This window comes from Candidatus Pelagibacter sp., assembly GCF_052049675.1.
GTDB lineage: Bacteria > Pseudomonadota > Alphaproteobacteria > Pelagibacterales > Pelagibacteraceae > Pelagibacter.
The window spans coordinates 1,039,742-1,057,075 of the sequence record NZ_JBNGZM010000001.1; the positions used below are offsets into that span (position 1 = coordinate 1,039,742).

Below are 17,334 nucleotides of genomic sequence, written 5' to 3' on the forward strand. Positions count from 1 at the left end.
CTGACATCTAATTGTCTGGGGTAATTTGATGGCTAAAAGAGACTATTACGATGTCCTAGGCGTAAATAAAAGCGCAAGTCCTGATGAATTAAAATCTGCATATAGAAAATTAGCTGTTAAGTATCATCCTGATAAAAATCCTGGAGATACTAAAGCTGAGGAGAAATTTAAAGAAGCCAGCGAGGCTTATGGAATTCTTTCAGATAAAGAAAAAAAGCAAAACTATGATAACTTTGGTCATGCTGCATTTGAAAACGGTGGTGGTAGACCAGGTGGTGGTTTTGGTGGATTCAGTGGAGCAGATTTCTCAGATATTTTTGAGGATTTCTTTGGTGATTTTGGAGGAGGTGGACGATCAAGAAGTAGAAAATCAAATAACAGAGGTTCAGATTTAAGGTATGATTTATCTATTTCTCTAGAAGAAGCCTACCATGGAAAAAAACAAGATATTAAATTTTCTACATCGGAACAGTGTGGAACTTGCAAAGGTAATGGATCAAAACCAGGTTATTCTCCAGACAGATGCTCATATTGTGGTGGGAATGGTAGAATAAGATCTAATCAAGGTTTCTTTACCGTACAACAAACCTGTCCTCAATGTAATGGAAATGGTGAGGAAATTACAAATCCTTGTAATGATTGTAATGGTCAGGGCAAAAAACAAGCATCTAAGAGGATATCTGTTACAATTCCAAAAGGTGTCGATGATGGAACAAGAATAAGATTAGCAGGAAAAGGTGAAGCAGGAACAAGAGGTGGAGCAACGGGTGATCTTTATCTGTTTATTAATGTAAATTCACATAACTTATTTAAAAGGTCTGACGAAAATTTATTTTTTGAATTCCCTCTTTCTTTAGCTGATGCTGCTTTAGGAACTACCGTTGAAATTCCAACAATTGATGGTGGAAAAGCAAAAATAAAAATTCCTGATGGAACTCAGAATGGTAAACAGTTTAGACTTAAAGGTAAAGGTATGCCATTTATGAGAAGAGGAGATTTTGGGGACTTATATGTTCAAGTTAAAACAGAGGTCCCTGTATATTTAAATAAAAAACAAAAAGAATTATTAGAGCAATTTAGAGAAATTGAAAACGATAAGTCGAATCCGAGCATTAAAAAATTTTTTCAAAAAGCAAAAGATTTCTGGAAAAACTAAAAGACTAATCTTCTAAAACAGGTTAATATTAGCTAAATGAAAAAAATTAATTTAGCTATTTCTGGTTGCGTGGGTAGAATGGGCCAGCAATTAATCAAGTCCTCAAAGAAAAATAGAAACTTTAAACTAGTTACACTTACAGAAAATAGATTAATAAATAAAAAGTTTAATGGAGTTAAACCTGAGTTAAATTCTGAAAAAGCTTTTAGAAAAGCTGACGTAATAATTGATTTTACTATTCCTAAATGCACTCTTGAAATATTAAAAATAGCCTCGAAATTAAGAAAAAAAGTAATAATTGGTACTACTGGATTTACCAGAAGTCAGGATAATCAGATTAAGAAATTTTCAAAAAAAATACCTATTTTAAAAGCTGGGAACATGAGCTTAGGTGTAAATTTATTAATGTATTTAACTGAGATTGCCTCCAAATCATTGAATGATGAATACTTAACTAAAATATTTGAAGTACACCACAAACATAAAAAAGACTATCCATCTGGTACTGCGTTAATGCTTGGTAAAGGAATTGCCGATGGAAAAAATAAAAATTTATATAATTTAATGGGAAAAAAATTTTTAAATAAAAAATCTTTTCCTTACGGAAAAAAAATTAATTTCAACTCAATCAGAAAAGGTGAAATTATTGGTGAACACGAGGTGAAATTTTCAAGTGGAAAAGAAATAATTACATTAAACCATGAAGCTTTTGATAGAGCACTTTACTCGGATGGAGCTTTAACTGCTTCTAAATGGTTAATGAAAAAAAAACCTGGCTTATATTCTATGAGAGATTTGCTTAACTTTTCATAATGAATGAAAAACAAAAAGCAAAAATCATAATTAAAACTCTTAATAAAATTTACCCTAAAGCACCTGTTCCTTTAAAAAGTAAAAATACTTTCACTCTATTAATTTCTGTACTACTTTCTGCACAGTGTACAGATGTTAACGTTAACAATGTAACAAAGGATATATATCCAAAATACTATAAACCAGAACACTTTGTAAAATTAGGAAGAAAGAAAATTGAGAAATTAATAAAAAAAATTGGTATTTTTAGAATTAAAGCAAAAAGTATTTACTTAATGTCAAAGCAAGTGTTAGAAAAACACAAGGGTAAAGTGCCTAAAACTTTTGAAGAACTCGAAAAATTACCTGGTGTAGGCCATAAAACAGCTAGTGTTGTGATGTCTCAAGGTTTTGGATATCCAGCTTTTGCTGTTGATACTCATATTCACAGACTTGCACAAAGATGGGGTTTAACAAATGGAAAAAATGTAGTTCAAACTGAAAAGGATTTAAAAAGAATATTTCCAAAAAAAACCTGGTCCAAGCTTCATTTACAAATAATTTTTTATGGCAGAGAGTATTGTAAGGCAAGGGATTGTTATGGCTTAACTTGTAAAATTTGTACTACTTGCTACCCAAATAGAAAAAAACCTGTTATTACGAAAAAGGCTTAGTATGAAAATCTTAGGAATAGGAAATGCTATTGTAGATGTTATCTGTAAAGTTGATGACAATTTTATTGTGCACAATAATCTTACAAAAAGTACGATGAAATTATTTTTTGATGAAAGTGAGTTCAAAAATTTATTAACAAATCTTAAAATTGCGAAAACAGTTTCTGGTGGCTCTGTAGCAAACTCTATAGTTGGGCTATCGCAACTTGGTAACAAAGTTGGTTTTATAGGTAAAGTTTCAGATGACGAATTTGGTAGTAAGTATGAAGAGGGATTGAAAAAAGAAAATGTAGAGTATTTTTATTCTAAAAAAAAAGAGCAATTGCCAACAGGAACATGTTTAATATTAGTAACGCCAGATTCAGAAAGAACAATGTGTACTTTTTTAGGAACAGCAGGAAAAATTAATGAAAACGATGTTAGTTCAGATGCAATTAAAAAAAGTGAGATAATATTTTTGGAAGGCTACCTATGGGATGAAGGGGAACCAAAAAAAGCTTTCGATAAAGCTATAAATAACGCAAACAAAGTTGCTATGTCACTTTCAGATCTATTTTGCGTAGACAGACATAAACCTCATTTTTTAAACTTAATTAAAAACAAACTTGATATAACTTTTGCTAACGAACAAGAAATTACCTCATTAATTGAAGCAAAAAGTTTTGATGAAGTTGTAAATTTTTCAAAACAACTTAATAAATTAGTGATTGTAACTAGAGGAGAAAAAGGTGCAGTTGCTATTAATGGTCATGAAGTTTTTGAAAGTAATGTCCAAAAAAATATCAAAATTGTTGACCTAACAGGAGCGGGTGATCTCTTTGCTGCTGGATTTTTACATGGGTACGTCAACAAACTATCTACAAACCAGTGTCTCGAGAAAGGTACTGAAATGTCATCAAAGGTAATCCAACAAATTGGAGCAAGACTTTAAATTTAACTTTTCTTTCTTTTAAAACTGCCTTTACCTTTTTTGGGCTTTACTATTTTGGGTTTATACTTTTTAGTAAATAAATCTTTAGCCATCGGGTTTTTCTTATTTGATTTGATAACCATTTTTTTCACTAATTATAAATTCACTATCCTTAAAAGTAGATAAAATTTTCTTTCTCAATCGGTAGATATGTGTTTCAACAGTATGAGTTTCTATATCGGATTGATAACTCCACACTTTTTCTTGTAATTCATCAATACTTACTGGTTTGTTTGATTTTGATAAATAAATTATTGTATTAATCTCTTTTTCAGTCAATCTAAGCTTAGTATTATTTATTATAATTTCTCTTGAATTTAGATCAATAATATAATTCTTTACTTTAACTTCAGACTGACTGCTAAATTGTATTTTTAAAAATTCAATATTTATCTTTTCAATTAATTTAAAAATATTAATCGGTAGATTATCTAAAACTAATTGATTGTTAATATCTAAATATTCTTTATTTGAAATAATTAAGTAATTATTTAAATTTTTTACACATTCATTTAAAGAACTTTCAGTATTTGCAAAGGTAACCTTAAGATTTAAATCTAAACTAAGTTCTTCAAGAATATGATATAAAACGTTAAACTTATAAATAATTAAATTTTGTGTAGTCACTTAAGAGAGAATATGACAATTTTTGTAAAAAATAAACACACTCTTCATATAGATGAATTTAAATTTAGGTGCTGTATTGGTAAAAAAGGTTCAACTAAAAATAAAAAAGAAAGAGATAAAAAAACACCCAAAGGTACATTTAAAATTGAAAACCTTTATTATAGAAGAGATAGAATTAATAAACCAGAAACGTTTCTTAAATGTATTGAAATTAAAAATGATATGGGGTGGTGTGACGATGTTAATTTTCCAACAAAATATAACAGGCGTATAAAAATTAGTAAAAAAATTAAACATGAAATATTAATGAGAAAAGATAACAAATATGATCTTTTTATCCCAATCAAGTACAATTATAAAAAACCAGTTCCAGGATTGGGTAGTTGTATATTTATACATCTAACAAATAACTACAAGCCTACTGTTGGATGTATTGCACTTAAAAAAAAGGATTTTTTAATTTTAGCTAAAATTATAAAAAAAAATTCTAAGATTAAAATTTTTTAAGATCTTTCACCAAAAATACTAGATCCTATTCTCAAATACGTAGCTGAATTTTTTGCAGCTATTAGATAATCTGATGACATGCCCATACTTAAGTCAGCCAATCCATAGTTTTTATTTAATTTTGACATCTGTTTAAAATAAATCAGAGGATCTAAATTCAAAGGAGGAATGCACATTAGCCCAACTAATTCTAGATTAGTGTTTTTACAAAAAGAAACTAAATTATCTAAATCGTCTTGATCAATTCCTGACTTTTGAGCTTCTTGTCCAATATTAACTTGAACAAAAATTTTAATTTTTTTATTTATCTTTAAACATTCATCGGAAATTTTTTGTGCAAGTTTTACTGAATCAACTGAATGTATATAATCAAATATTTTCACAGCAAATTTGACTTTATTAGTTTGTAATTTACCAATTAAATGTAGTTTAATATTTGAATTATTTGCTTTTACCTCTGTCCACTTTTCTAGAGCTTCTTGAACTTTATTTTCACCATAATCAACATGACCATGCTTAATCAAAGGTAAAATTTTATCCATTTTAAAAGTTTTTGATACTGCTATAATTTTCGTTTGGTTAATAATATTTAAGTTATCAAGATCAGCTTGAATTTTATTTTCTATATTTAATAAATTTTGAATTGTTTTATGCATTATTATAAAAGCAATAAATATTACTTTATAAATAAATTTGACACAAATAATATCGATAAACAAGATAAGAATACAATTATTATTTATAGAAATTACTCTGAAAAAAAAATAGATAAATTACTTATTTTAAAAATTAAGAACTATTGTAAAAAAAGAAAAATAAAATTTTATCTATCTAATAATATTAAGTTAGCAATTAATTTAAGCTTAGATGGAGCTTATATACCTTCATTTAATAAGGATTTTAATCATTTATCTTTTTCATATAAGAAAAAATTTAAAATTATTGGATCAGCACATAATCTTAAAGAAATTAGAACTAAAGAAATCCAAAAAGTAGAAAAAATTTTCATATCCTCCTTATTCAAAAAAAATAAGAACTATTTAGGAATTAATAAATTTAAATTAATTTCCAAATTAACAATGAAAAAGATAGTTGTTCTAGGCGGAATTTCTGAAAAAAATATTCACAAGCTCAACCTTTTAGACAATTTAGAATTTGCTGGAATATCTTATTTTGAATAAAAAAAAGGCCCCTAAAAAGGGGCCCTTTTAGAAATTTAAATTTAATTAAATTAGAATGCGAAAGAAGCTGATAATGACCATCTTTCTGCATCACCAGTTCCATTAGCTTCAGTATTGCTGTTACCTCTACCACTAAACTCATACTGAGTAGCTGATAAAGTAACACCACCTGTTGTGTAACTTACAGAAATTGACTCTGCTTCTTCATCAACAGATTGACCTTCAGTATCAATTGTTTCTTGACCGTAAGAAACTGATAAGTCATCACTTACTGTGTAAGAAACTTTCCATGAAGAAATTTCTTCATCAGTTGAAGATGCAAGATCGTAAGCGTTTTCAGTATTTGAAATAGCAAACGTGAACGAACCATAAGCGTATGAAGCTTTCATAGTTGTATGCTCTTCCTCAGAACCAATTGTTTCTGTTTGACCTACAGCGTAGTCAACAGATAAACCTTCAACTCCTGAGTATCCAACGTGATATGATGTTGCAGATCCACCACCAGCTCCTCCTGGAGAGTAACCAGCTTTAACTGTCAAATCATCCACGAATGTTGGTAATGTATATAGCATACTGTTGTTTCCAGCTTCTGACGCTCTTGGCGTTGTAAAACCAGAACCATTATCCCAAAGGTCACCAGCAGCAGTAGTATCAATAGCTGATTGAGCAGAAGATCCACCCTCACCAGAGAATACTAATGTTCCTAATGAATCTGAACTAATTGTTACAGAATGACTATCAAAAGGTGAATTTGCAAGACCAGTTGTACTGTCATCAGCTTGGTCTAATACAAATGATAATGATACATTCATACCATTGTCTAGCTCACCTGAACCTGAGAAAGTTAACTGATTTCCCATTGTCCATGATCTACCAGTAGCAGACTTTGAAGTATTTTTAAGTCCAATGCTAGCAGAACCAGCTACTGACATTTCACCAGCAACTGCAGATGTAACTACAAGAGAACCAGCTAATGCAGTTAATCCTACTTTTTTAAATGTGTTCATATTAATTACTCCTTAATATTTTTTGTTAATTATTAATAATAAACAGGGAACATTTATCATTTCTTCATTAAATTTATCAAAAAATTGTATGTTTTATTGATAAATTTGATAAGTGTTGCATTTTTGCATCACTTTTTTCCAGCAATTTCTATATATTTTATCACATCAAAAAATTATGTTGTATAAGCATTGAAAAATGATGATTAAAACAATTTCTTATAAATTATTTAGAGCTATATCCATTGTAAGTATTTTAACATTACTATTAAATGGGTGTGACGGTAAAATTCCTGGTATTCCTGGCGGTGATGCGAGAAAATTTCCAGATGATCCAAAAAAAAGAGTGCAACAAAACCTTGAAGAGGGAAGAGGATTTACAATAAATAAAGCCATAGGAGATATGACGAGTGGCGGAGGTTTTGAATTTGCAAGTTCTAATGAGTTGTGGAGAGCTTCTCTTGACGTCATTGATTTTATGCCTTTAAGCTCAGTAAATTATAGTGGGGGAATTATAATTACTGACTGGTATTATGACAATGCTGATCCTAGTGAGAGTATTAAAATTTCAATAAGATTCCTAACAAATGAAATTAGATCAGATGCACTAGAAATAAAAGTATTCAACAGAAAATGTAGAGATAACCTTATGAACTGTAAAATTACAGAAAGTAATAAAGTACTCGTTAGTGAAATAACAAAAGAAATTTTAAAGAAAGCAGCTATTTATAAAAAAGAAAAAGCCTCAAAAAATAGAAAGGCGAAAAAAACAAACTAACATAAATATTAAATAACTGTTTTTAAATTAATTAAATTTATTTCCGTGGACAGATATAACTTCAAATCGGTTGAAAAAAAATGGCAAGAAGTCTGGGAGATCCAGAAAACTTTTGCTACTAAAACAGATAAAAATAAAAAAAAATTTTATTGTTTAGAAATGTTTCCGTATCCATCTGGAAAGATACATATGGGACATGTTAGGAATTATACTATTGGCGATGTATTAGCTAGATACAAAGCATTACAAGGTTATAATGTACTTCATCCAATGGGCTGGGATTCATTTGGTATGCCAGCAGAAAACGCGGCCAAACAAAATAATTTAGATCCAAAAACATGGACTGAAACCAATATATCAAACATGAAATCTCAATTAAAAAAACTTGGTCTTTCAATTGATTGGGATAGAGAAATTTCAACTTGTTCAGAGGAATATTACAAACATCAACAAACTTTTTTTCTTGAATTATTAAAAAAAAAATTAGTTTATAGAAAAGAAAATTATGTCAATTGGGATCCCGTTGATGAAACAGTGCTTGCTAATGAACAAGTAATTGATGGTAAAGGTTGGAGATCAGGAGCGTTAGTAGAAAGAAAAAAATTAAGTCAGTGGTTCTTTAATATATCTAAATTCTCTCAAGAACTTTTAGACGGGTTAGAAACACTTGATAACTGGCCAAATAAAGTAAAAATAATGCAAAAAAACTGGATCGGTAAATCCTTTGGCTGCGAAATAGAGTTTAAAATAAAAGGTGATTTGCCAGTAAAAAGTATAAAATGTTTTACTACCAGACCTGACACACTTTTTGGTTTTTCATTTTTAGCAGTTTCTGTGGACCATGAAATTTCAAAATTTTTTCTTAATGACAAAAAATTTTTAGATTTTAAACAAGAGTGTTCTAAAACTGGAACTACAGAAGAAGCTATTGCTGTTGGGGAAAAAATTGGTTTTAAAACAGATTTATATGCAATCAACCCATTAAACCCTAAACAAAAAGTACCAGTTTATTTTGCAAATTTTGTATTAATGGATTATGGATTTGGAGCTGTATTTGGTTGCCCAGCTCATGATCAGCGAGATTTTGATTTTGCTAAAAAATATAATCTTAAAATTACTACAGTTGTAAGACCTGAAGATAAAGATGACAGATATAGTGTCACTGATGAGGCTTACCCTGGTCCAGGAATATTAATTAATTCAAATTTTTTAAATGGCCTTAAGGCTCCAGAAAATTCTGTGATAGAAACGATAAAAATTTTAGAAGAGAAAAAACTTGGAAAAAAACAAATTAATTTTAGATTAAAAGATTGGGGTGTATCTCGTCAAAGATATTGGGGATGCCCAATACCAGTTGCATATGATGAAAAGGGTAATGTACATCCAATACCAAAATCTATGCTACCAGTTAAACTTCCTGAAAATATTAATCTTAAAACAAAAGGCAATCCTTTGGATAGTGAAAAAAAATGGAAAAATATTGAAATAGATGGAAAAAAATTAACAAGAGAAACGGATACACTTGATACTTTTGTTTGCTCATCATGGTATTATTTAAGGTTTTGCTCTCCTAAGGAAACTGAATATGGTTTTAAAAAAGAAGATATTAATTATTGGATGCCAGTCGATCAATATATAGGTGGTGTTGAACATGCAATTTTACATTTGTTGTATTCTAGGTTCTTCATGAAAGCACTATCTTATGAAAATGAAGATTTTAATTTATCAGAGCCATTTGAAGGCCTTTTCACACAAGGAATGGTTTGCCACGAAACTTATAAAGACGAAGAGGGAAATTGGATTAGTCCTGACGAAATTATTGTCTCTAATGGAAAAAAGTACCTAAAGACAGATAAATCTGTATTAGTAAAAGTTGGAGCTTCTGAGTCCATGTCTAAATCTAAAAAAAATACTATAGATCCAGAGAATATTATTTCGAATTATGGAGCAGATTCGGCTAGATTATTTATTTTGTCCGATAGCCCACCAGAAAAAGATGTGCAATGGTCTGAGGAAGGAATAATTTCTGCATTTAAATTTATTCAAAAATTATGGAACCTGAATTCAAAAATTTTATATGAAATTAAAAAAGATCATAAAAATGACTCTGATGAAAATTTAACAAAATATACAAATAAATTCTTAAAAAGAGTAACTGAAAATCTTGAAAATTTTAGTTACAATAAAATAATTGCTAATTTATACGAAATGTACTCTTTTTTTACAAAGGAGTTAGATAAAAATTACACAACCAATACATTAATTGAAAATTATAAAAAAATATTAATCGCAATGACCCCTATAATTCCTCACTTTTCAAATGAGTGTTTAAAAACATTAAATGTAGAAAAAATAAATTGGCCCAAATATGATGAAAAATTTCTTAAGGAAGATTTTGTAAATATAGTTGTACAAATTAATGGAAAAAAAAGAAGCTTGATAAATACAAAAATGAATACAACAGAAAATGATTTAATGAAAATAGTTTATGCTGAAGAAAATTTAAAAAAATATATAAATAAAGAAAGTATAAAAAAAACAATTTTCATAAAAAATAAAATTTTAAATATAATTACACAATGAATAAAAAAATAATTTTATTATTATTAATTTTTTTTATCCAGCATTGTGGCTTTTCTCCAATTTATACTAAAGATAACCAAACTAATTATTTTATAAACTTAGTTGAAATTAATGGTGATCGAATTATGAACGATATATTAAATTCAGAAATAAAAAGAATATCTAATTCTCAAGCAGAAAATAAAATCATACTAAAAATAAATACTTCATTTGAAAAAAATATCCTTTCAAAAGATATGAAGGGATCAACATCAGATTTTAGAGTCATTTTAAATGCAAACTTTTCAGTTGAACAAAATGGAATTAAGGATGAAATAACTTTTCAAGAAAAACATAATGTCAAAAACTTATCTGATATATTTGAACAGAAAAATTACGAGGAAACACTGAAAAGAAGCTTTGCCTTATCAACAATAAGAAAATTTAATTTAGAAATGAATAGTAGACAATGATTTTAAAAAATTATGAAGTTAATAAAATAAACATAAATCACAACAATATTTTACTGTTTTATGGGCAAAACCAAGGGGCTAAACAAGAAGAAATAAAAAAACTAATTTCCACAAATAAAAATTTATCCTTATTTACCTACGACGAAAAAGACGTAATTGATAAAATTAACGAATTTTATGAGAGTATTTTATCTGAATCCTTATTCGAAAACGAAAAAATTATAATCATTAATAGAGCAACAGATAAAATGTTGAAGATAATTGAAGAATTAATCAATAGAAATATTACAAATCTTAAAATTATTATTAATTCAGATAACTTAGATAAAAAATCGAAACTCAGATCTTTTTTTGAGAAAAATAAGAAATTAATATGCGTAGCTTTTTATCCAGACAACATAATAACGCTATCAAGGATTATACAGAACTTTCTTAGACAAAAAAATATTTCAATATCACAATCTAATATCAATTTAATAGCAAACAAATGCAACGGTGATAGAGGTGTTTTAATAAATGAGTTAAATAAAATTGATTGTTTTTTAATGACTAATAAAAAACTAAATACTGAAGATCTAATGAAACTTATTAATTTAATTGAGAACTACAGCATTTCAGAACTTATTGATAATTGTTTGGCTAAAAATAAAATAAAAACAATGGCTATACTGAATGAAAATAATTTTACTAATGAAGATTGTATAATTATTACAAGAACTTTTTTACAAAAGATAAAAAGATTAAAAAAATTACGTTCCGAATATAAAAAAAATAATGATCTAGATAGAACTATTGCACTAGCAAAACCTCCAATATTTTGGAAAGATAAGGAAATTATAAAACAACAAATAAATAAATGGAAAACTAAACAAATTGATGAATTAATTTATGATATAAGTGACATGGAGCTTCAAATTAAAAAAAACATAAACAACTCTATTAATATAATTTCTGACTTTATATTAAATAAATGCTCAGTGGGTACTAATAATGTTTTTTAATAATATCAATTATTTTATTTAATTGATCTAAATCTTTATATTCAAAACTAATTTTACCTTTATTTCTTTTATTATTGTTTATATCAACATTTAATCCAATTTTATTTGAAATTGATAATTCAAGTGCAATAATATTAGTATCTTTATTATTACTTGATATTTGCTTTTTGTTTTTAAAAATTTTCACAAAATTTTCAGCTTGTCTTACAGAAAGCTTTTTCTCGATAATTTTAGTCGCTACAAAACTTGCATTTTCTAATCCAACTAAAACCTTAGCGTGACCAGCCGTCAATTTTTGGGTCTCAATTAATTTTATTACATCATCAGGCAAAGTAAGTAGTCTCAATGAGTTGGTTATATGGCTTCTACTTTTACCAATAAATTTTGATACTTTCTCTTGATCGTATGAAAAATCATTTATCAAACGTTTATAACCCTGTGCTTCTTCAAGAGGGTTAAGGTCATGTCTTTGGACATTTTCAACAATTGCAAATTCCAGAGATTTTAAATCATCTGCCTCTGTTATTACAACGGGAACATTATTAAGACCGGCTCTTTGTGCTGCAAGCCATCTTCTCTCACCTGCAATTATTTCAAATTTGGAAATATTCTCGACAGATTTACGGACTATAATGGGTTGGATCATTCCTCTTTCTCTAATAGAGTTAGTTAAATCATTTAAATTATTCTCATCAAAAATTTTTCTTGGCTGATATTTATTTGGAACTATGTCACTAATTGATAACATATTTTTTTGTGATTCTATTTTTGTTTCACCTATTAACGATGATAAACCTCTACCTAGTCCTTTTTTTATTTTATCCATTAAGCAGCACTCCCAATAGTCGTCTCTTGATTAACAAACTCATCTGTAAAACTAAAATAAGATTTACTACCAGGACATGATTTGTCATAAATTAAAACTGGCATACCGTGTGAAGGTGCTTCAGATAATCTAACGTTCCTCGGTATTACCGTTGTATAAACTTTATCACTAAAATAGTCTCTCGCTTCTTTTTCAACTTGTGAAGAGAGTTTATTTCTTTTGTCATACATAGTTAAAAGTATCCCTCTGATTTTCAAATCTGGATTTAAACTTACTTTTATCCTTTCAATTGTTTTCATCAGCTGCGTTAAACCCTCCAAGGCAAAAAATTCAGTCTGAAGTGGTACCAAAAGTGAGTTTGAGCTTACAAGTGCCATTACCGTCAATAAGCTCAATGAAGGTGGGCAATCAATCAAAACATAATCATATATTCCTCTAGAATTGTTTAAATATGCGGCTAATTTAGTCTTTAATATAAAAGCTCTGTTACTATCATCAGCGGTCTCTACTTCAAGACCTGATAAATCCACATTTGATGTAATAATATCTAAATTTTCAAACTGTGTTTTTTTAATTATATCACTAATTTCTCTAGTTCCATTCAATACTCCATAGATAGTATCACTTGAGCTATCCATATTCGATAAACCCAGACCTGTAGTAGCGTTGCCTTGTGGGTCTAGATCAATTACTAAAATTTTTTTACCTATTTGAGATAAACCGGCTGCAAGATTTATCACCGTAGTGGTTTTTCCAACCCCACCCTTTTGATTTATGACTGAAATAATTTGCATTTAATTTTTTTTTAATCCTATTATTTTTTTTTTTTAATTTTTTTAATATTTATTAAAAATGAATCTTTGCTTGTTAAACTTTTTTTTTCCGTATACTCCATTTCCCAATTTTTTTTAGAATTTTCAAAAATTTTTTTTCCACTCTTCCCCATAAAAAAAATTAAATTTTTATATTTTGTAAAATTTTCATATACTAAATCCAAAACGACTGGCATTGGTTTGAATGCTCTTGACATTATTGTTCCTGTTTCTAAATTTTTTATTTCAAAAATGTTTTCTTGAAAAACTTTTGTTTTTAAATTTAATTTTTCTGAAACTTCCTTTAAAAAATGGCTTTTATGGTAGCTTTTTTCATACAGATGCACATTCATATTATTTTTCATATTTTTTAGTATAATTGCTACAATAATCCCAGGCATACCCCCTCCTGAGCCTATATCTGTGGTTGTATTGCAATTTAAGTCAACAAATTCAATTATTTGTGCTGAATCTATAATATGTCTCTCAATTATAGCTTTTTTTGATGCTGTATTTTGGCTAATTATGTTAATTTTTTTATTTTTTTCAAGAATCATAGATATATAGTTTTCAAAGTCCAAAAATGTTTCACGTGAAACATTTAAGTGATTGATTCTAGAATAAGAATTTAAAATTTCATGATCCATTAAGCTATATGCTTAATAGACTTTCTTTTGACATGTGACAACAAAATATATACAGCTGCAGGAGTTATTCCGTCAATTCTTAGAGCTTGACCCATAGTTTTAGGTTTAATTTGTTTAAATTTAGCTTTTACCTCATTAGACAAGCCTGATAGTCCATCATAATTGATTTTATCAGGGATAATTAGATTTTCATCCCTCTTAAATGCTAAAATATCGGCTTTTTGCTTCTTTAAATAACCCCTATAATGGGCATTTATTTCGACTTGCTCGTCAATTTCTTCACTAAAAAAAGGTATATCAGACCATATTTTCCTAATTTTGCTCATATTAATTCCTTTTTGTGTTAAAACTTCACTAGACGACCTCAATATTCCGTCTTTTGCAATTTTAATTCCAAATTTCTCTGCTTTAGATGGTGAAATCTTGGATTCGCTCATTTTTAGATTTATTTGTCTGATCTGTTCAAATTTACGCAAATATATATCTTTTCTGCCGTCACCTATTAAACCAATATCTATTCCCTTTGGGGTTAATCTTTGATCAGCATTATCAGATCTTAAACTTAGTCTATATTCTGCTCTTGATGTAAACATTCGGTATGGCTCAGCTACTCCTTTTGTCACCAAATCATCTATCATTACTCCAATGTAGGCATCAGATCTATCTAATATAAATGGTTCTAATTTTTTTATAGATAAGGCAGCATTTACTCCTGCTATAAGGCCTTGAGCAGCGGCTTCCTCATATCCTGTTGTACCGTTAATTTGGCCAGCAAGATAAAGATTACTTATCTTCTTGGTTTCAAGGGTTAAGAATAATTCACGTGGATCTATATAATCATATTCTATTGCATACCCTGGTCTTAATATTGTAACATTCTCTAAACCATTGATATTATTGCATATTTCTTGTTGAATATCAGCTGGGAGTGATGTGGAGATACCATTTGGGTAAATCGTGTGATCATTTAAACCTTCTGGTTCTAAAAATATCTGGTGACGAACTTTATCTGCAAATTTTACTATCTTATCTTCTATAGATGGACAATATCTTGGTCCCACTCCTTTTATACCACCTGAGTACATAGCACTCTTAGATAAATTCTTTTCTATAATTTTATGAACCTTCTCATTTGTATATGTCATTCGGCAAGACACTTGTTTGTTCAAATTTTTATTTGTTAAAAATGAAAAAAAATAAGGATCGTCATCTGCAAATTGTTCCTCTAAATTCTCAAAATTAATTGTTCTTGCATCTAACCTTGGTGGAGTTCCAGTTTTTAATCTTCCAATTTTAAAATCATATTTTGCTAATTGTTCACTTAAACCTGTAGAAGGTTTTTCATCGTATCTTCCAGCAGGAGTTCTTTCATCACCTATATGTATCAAACCATTTAAAAAAGTGCCTGTAGTGAGTATTATCTTGTTAGATAGAACTTTCTTACCTTCTTTGGTTGTAAAACCACTTATAGAATTTTTGCCAAAAATAAACTTTATTACGGGATCTGAAAAAACGCTTAAATTACAATAGTTTAGCAATTTTTCTTGCATATATTTTCGATAAAGAGATCTATCAGATTGAGTTCTTGGTCCTCTGACTGCAGGCCCTCTACTTCTATTTAATAATCTAAATTGTATACCTGATTTGTCTGCTACATCTCCCATAACTCCATCAAGGGCATCTATTTCTCTAACCAAATGACCTTTACCCAAGCCTCCTATTGCCGGGTTACAAGACATCTCACCGATAGTTTCTATTTTATGAGTAAATAGGGCGGTGTTCACTCCAAGACGAGCAGAAGCTGCTGCAGCTTCACATCCAGCATGACCCCCTCCAATTACAACAACATCAAATGACAAATCATTTTTCATAATCCAAATCTATATGTGATTATATAATTTACAAGATAGGCTTAATTTTTTGTAAATAAGCCTTATTTATCAACGTTTTTAGCTAAAAAAATGCAAAAAAACCAGCAAAATTAAGTATTATTTACCGATGCAAAAATCGTTGAAAATACTACCTAATATCTCCTCTACATCGACTTTTCCAACAATCATACCTAAATGTCGAGTAGCTAATCTTAAATCTTCTGCAGCTTTGTCGTAATCTTCGATTTCTTTTTTTTGATTAAAGTTATTTAGATAATCCAAACACTGTTGCAGATGTTGCCTGTGTCTCTCTCTTGTAATTAAAATATCATCACTTGTAAGAAATTTATTTTTCAAATTATGTTTTATTTTTAATATTAATTCTTCAATATTTTTATTTTCTTTAATCGAAATTAAAACATGATTTGTTTTTTTAATTTCAGGATCAATATCTTTTTCTAAAAGATCAGACTTATTTAAAACTAAAATTGCATTTTCATGCAACAAATCCTTCAAAACATCAGTAAAATCAGGGATTTTTGCGTCAACCACAACGAGCTTTAAATCTGCTTCTTCAGCTCTATTTAGAGATAATTTAACTCCTTTTTTTTCTATCTCATCCTTAGAATCTCTTATTCCGGCTGTATCAGAAATTATAACTGGATAACCGTCTATATTTAAATGGGTTTCAATCACGTCTCTAGTCGTACCCGCAATTTCAGAAACGATTGCAACATCGCGATTAGATAAGTGATTCATCAAGCTAGATTTGCCAGCATTAGTTGGTCCTAGGATAGCAATTTTAAAACCTTCTCTAATTCTTTCTCCAACTTTTTGATCATTTAATATTTTTTTAATTTTATTTATTACTTCATTAGAACTATTTTTAATTTCATTTAAAATATTATTTGGCAAATCCTCATCTGGAAAATCTATTTTAGCTTCAACATGTGATAAAATTTTCAAAAGTTTTTCTCTTAAAAAATTAAATTGGTCTGCTGATTTTCCATTCATAATTTTAATTGCTTGTTGTCTTTGAATTTCAGTTTCTGAAGAGATCAAATCAGCAATACTTTCTGCTTTAAGTAAATTTATTTTTCCATTTTGAAATGCTAGTTTTGTAAATTCACCTGGCTCTGCTAATCTACAATTTTCTATATCTGAAAGAGAAGAGTGCAGGGCATCCACAACAGCTTTGCTGCCATGAACTTGAATTTCAGCCATATCTTCGCCTGTGTAGCTCTCAGGCCCAGGAAACCAAAGGATTAGTCCCTCATCAATCAGCTCAGAAGTGTTGATTTTGTTGATTTTTCTTAATGTTGCTACTCTTGGTTTTGGTGGCTCTTTACCAGTTAAAAGTTGAATTACTTTTGACGTGTCTTGTCCTGAAAGTCTTATAACAGCTACACCTGATATACCAGGACCACTCGATAAAGCATAAATTGTCATTAAA

The 17,334-nt window shown here is 28.8% G+C and carries 18 protein-coding genes; 10 read left to right on the top strand and 8 right to left on the bottom strand.

What is annotated here, in order from left to right:
* Positions 1 to 28 precede the first annotated feature (28 nt).
* The 4 genes from dnaJ to ACTT9L_RS05645 are packed head-to-tail and all read left to right on the top strand — an operon-like array spanning position 29 to position 3,553.
* Positions 29 to 1,156, top strand: a complete 1,128-nt coding sequence (gene dnaJ, locus ACTT9L_RS05630; protein WP_440928337.1) for a molecular chaperone DnaJ — start codon at positions 29 to 31, stop codon at positions 1,154 to 1,156.
* Between the two features lie 36 nt (positions 1,157 to 1,192).
* Positions 1,193 to 1,969 (top strand): 4-hydroxy-tetrahydrodipicolinate reductase, encoded by a 777-nt coding sequence (gene dapB / locus ACTT9L_RS05635; protein ID WP_440928338.1) that lies wholly within the window; start codon positions 1,193 to 1,195, stop codon positions 1,967 to 1,969.
* Positions 1,969 to 2,622: an endonuclease III gene (gene nth, locus ACTT9L_RS05640; RefSeq protein WP_440928339.1), complete on the top strand. Its 654-nt coding sequence runs from the start codon at positions 1,969 to 1,971 to the stop codon at positions 2,620 to 2,622. Before dapB ends, nth begins: the two co-directional genes overlap by 1 nt.
* Before the next feature lies 1 nt (position 2,623).
* A complete protein-coding gene (locus tag ACTT9L_RS05645) occupies positions 2,624 to 3,553 on the top strand; it encodes an adenosine kinase (protein WP_440928340.1) in 930 nt (309 codons plus the stop codon).
* A 102-nt stretch (positions 3,554 to 3,655) separates the two neighbouring features.
* On the opposite strand, the gene ACTT9L_RS05650 is transcribed toward ACTT9L_RS05645, so the two are convergent.
* Positions 3,656 to 4,219, bottom strand: coding sequence for a winged helix-turn-helix domain-containing protein (locus tag ACTT9L_RS05650; RefSeq protein ID WP_440928341.1), 564 nt, complete (start codon positions 4,217 to 4,219; stop codon positions 3,656 to 3,658).
* A 12-nt stretch (positions 4,220 to 4,231) separates the two neighbouring features.
* Here ACTT9L_RS05650 and ACTT9L_RS05655 point away from each other — a divergent pair, with 12 nt between their 5' ends.
* Positions 4,232 to 4,726, top strand: a complete 495-nt coding sequence (locus ACTT9L_RS05655) for a L,D-transpeptidase family protein (protein ID WP_440928342.1) — start codon at positions 4,232 to 4,234, stop codon at positions 4,724 to 4,726.
* On the opposite strand, the gene ACTT9L_RS05660 is transcribed toward ACTT9L_RS05655, so the two are convergent.
* Positions 4,723 to 5,382 carry a YggS family pyridoxal phosphate-dependent enzyme gene (locus ACTT9L_RS05660; RefSeq protein ID WP_440928343.1) on the bottom strand — a complete coding sequence of 220 codons (660 nt, stop codon included), beginning with the start codon at positions 5,380 to 5,382 and terminating at the stop codon, positions 4,723 to 4,725. The genes ACTT9L_RS05655 and ACTT9L_RS05660 overlap by 4 nt on opposite strands.
* Here ACTT9L_RS05660 and ACTT9L_RS05665 point away from each other — a divergent pair.
* Entirely contained in the window at positions 5,377 to 5,907 is a 531-nt protein-coding gene (locus tag ACTT9L_RS05665; RefSeq protein ID WP_440928344.1) for a thiamine phosphate synthase, read from the top strand. The two genes, ACTT9L_RS05660 and ACTT9L_RS05665, sit on opposite strands and share 6 nt — an antisense overlap.
* A gap of 50 nt (positions 5,908 to 5,957) precedes the next feature.
* Here ACTT9L_RS05665 and ACTT9L_RS05670 read toward each other — a convergent pair whose 3' ends face one another.
* Positions 5,958 to 6,914, bottom strand: a complete 957-nt coding sequence (locus ACTT9L_RS05670; protein ID WP_440928345.1) for a porin — start codon at positions 6,912 to 6,914, stop codon at positions 5,958 to 5,960.
* Positions 6,915 to 7,110: 196 nt separating this feature from the next.
* Between ACTT9L_RS05670 and ACTT9L_RS05675 the strand changes: the two genes are divergently transcribed.
* From ACTT9L_RS05675 to holA, 4 genes are read left to right on the top strand one after another with little or no spacing between them, the layout of a single operon-like run.
* The gene (locus ACTT9L_RS05675; RefSeq protein ID WP_440928346.1) at positions 7,111 to 7,689 is read left to right on the top strand and encodes a DUF3576 domain-containing protein; all 579 of its coding nucleotides are present in this window, start codon (positions 7,111 to 7,113) and stop codon (positions 7,687 to 7,689) included.
* A gap of 45 nt (positions 7,690 to 7,734) precedes the next feature.
* Positions 7,735 to 10,272 carry a leucine--tRNA ligase gene (gene leuS / locus ACTT9L_RS05680; protein ID WP_440928347.1) on the top strand — a complete coding sequence of 846 codons (2,538 nt, stop codon included), beginning with the start codon at positions 7,735 to 7,737 and terminating at the stop codon, positions 10,270 to 10,272.
* Positions 10,269 to 10,724 (top strand): hypothetical protein, encoded by a 456-nt coding sequence (locus ACTT9L_RS05685; RefSeq protein WP_440928348.1) that lies wholly within the window; start codon positions 10,269 to 10,271, stop codon positions 10,722 to 10,724. Before leuS ends, ACTT9L_RS05685 begins: the two co-directional genes overlap by 4 nt.
* Positions 10,721 to 11,725 carry a DNA polymerase III subunit delta gene (gene holA / locus ACTT9L_RS05690; protein WP_440928349.1) on the top strand — a complete coding sequence of 335 codons (1,005 nt, stop codon included), beginning with the start codon at positions 10,721 to 10,723 and terminating at the stop codon, positions 11,723 to 11,725. Before ACTT9L_RS05685 ends, holA begins: the two co-directional genes overlap by 4 nt.
* On the opposite strand, the gene ACTT9L_RS05695 is transcribed toward holA, so the two are convergent.
* The 5 genes from ACTT9L_RS05695 to mnmE form a co-directional block, all read right to left on the bottom strand.
* Positions 11,709 to 12,551, bottom strand: coding sequence for a ParB/RepB/Spo0J family partition protein (locus tag ACTT9L_RS05695; protein WP_440928350.1), 843 nt, complete (start codon positions 12,549 to 12,551; stop codon positions 11,709 to 11,711). The genes holA and ACTT9L_RS05695 overlap by 17 nt on opposite strands.
* The gene (locus ACTT9L_RS05700) at positions 12,551 to 13,345 is read right to left on the bottom strand and encodes a ParA family protein (protein WP_440928351.1); all 795 of its coding nucleotides are present in this window, start codon (positions 13,343 to 13,345) and stop codon (positions 12,551 to 12,553) included. Before ACTT9L_RS05700 ends, ACTT9L_RS05695 begins: the two co-directional genes overlap by 1 nt.
* A 20-nt stretch (positions 13,346 to 13,365) precedes the next feature.
* Positions 13,366 to 14,010, bottom strand: coding sequence for a 16S rRNA (guanine(527)-N(7))-methyltransferase RsmG (locus tag ACTT9L_RS05705; RefSeq protein WP_440928352.1), 645 nt, complete (start codon positions 14,008 to 14,010; stop codon positions 13,366 to 13,368).
* Positions 14,010 to 15,881 (bottom strand): tRNA uridine-5-carboxymethylaminomethyl(34) synthesis enzyme MnmG, encoded by a 1,872-nt coding sequence (gene mnmG, locus ACTT9L_RS05710; RefSeq protein ID WP_440928353.1) that lies wholly within the window; start codon positions 15,879 to 15,881, stop codon positions 14,010 to 14,012. Before mnmG ends, ACTT9L_RS05705 begins: the two co-directional genes overlap by 1 nt.
* A 117-nt stretch (positions 15,882 to 15,998) precedes the next feature.
* Entirely contained in the window at positions 15,999 to 17,330 is a 1,332-nt protein-coding gene (gene mnmE / locus ACTT9L_RS05715; protein WP_440928354.1) for a tRNA uridine-5-carboxymethylaminomethyl(34) synthesis GTPase MnmE, read from the bottom strand.
* Positions 17,331 to 17,334: the final 4 nt, after the last annotated feature.